1 pseudogene is annotated in these 1,051 nt (G+C 64.0%); it reads left to right on the top strand.

Annotated elements, in window-relative coordinates:
* A pseudogene (locus tag ABVQ20_RS40450) lies at positions 1-971 on the top strand (transposase); the annotation flags it as partial.
* Between the last annotated feature and the right edge of the window lie 80 nt (positions 972-1,051).

Raw genomic sequence — 1,051 nt, 5'->3', positions numbered from 1 at the left:
CGAGCGGCAGCTTTGTGCAGACGCTGGTTCTCACCGACGTTGCGAGCGGATGGACGGAATGCGCGCCGTTGCTGGTGCGCGAGCAGAAGCTGCTGAGCGAGGTGCTGACGGAATTGCGGCGGCGGCTGCCGTTCGACCTTCTCGGCTTCGACACCGACAATGACAGCGTGTTCCTGAACGAGACGGTGCGCGATTATTGTCAGGAGGCCGGTATCGCGTTCACGCGCTGCCGGCCGTACCGGAAGAACGATCAGGCTTTTGTCGAGCAGAAGAACGGTGCCGTGGTGCGCCGCATCGTCGGCTATCGCCGGCTGGAGGGGCTTGAAGCCGCCGCAGCCCTGGCGCAGCTCTATGCGACGGTGCGGCTGTTCGTGAACTTCTTCCAGCCCTCCTTCAAGCTGGCCGCAAAGGAGCGGGACGGCGCCCGCGTGCGCAAGCGTTATCATCGCCCGGCGACGCCCTGCCAACGATTGCTGGCGGATCCGCGGACGCCGGAACCGGTTCGCGCCGCACTCGCGCAAACATATGCGCGGCTGGACCCTGTCCGGTTGCTGAGCAAGATGCGGATGGCGCAGCAGCGCCTCGTCGACATCGCCGACAGGTCCGGCACGCCATCGGTTGTGGTGGCCGATCCGTCTCTCGACCGGTTCCTGTCGGGCCTGCGGACGGCTTGGAAGGAGGGTGAAATCCGCCCAACCGCGCAAGCCAAGCCGAAGCAAAAACGGGGCCGTCGGCGACCGGATCCCTTCGCCCTCGTCACCAAAGAACTGCAAGCGTGGTTTGACGAAGAGCCCTGGCGGACGAGCAGCGAATTGCTGGAGCGTCTGCAGGCGGAGCGTCCGGGGCAATATCCCGATCAGTTGCTGCGCACGTTGCAGCGCCGCTTGAAGATCTGGCGAAAGGAAAAGGCGCACGCAATGGTGTTCGGCGCGATGCAGTTCGAGCCGGCAATCGACCCGATGACGAATTGATCCGGATCCCAGTCGTGGGGAACATTATGATGAGGCAACGGACAATGTCGGTCGGGAGCATTCCACGGTGAGGCAATACG

The organism is Mesorhizobium shangrilense, from assembly GCF_040537815.1.
Classification (GTDB): domain Bacteria; phylum Pseudomonadota; class Alphaproteobacteria; order Rhizobiales; family Rhizobiaceae; genus Mesorhizobium; species Mesorhizobium shangrilense.
Note: the sequence above shows the minus strand (reverse complement) of the source record. Positions and strands in the feature narration are given on the sequence as shown.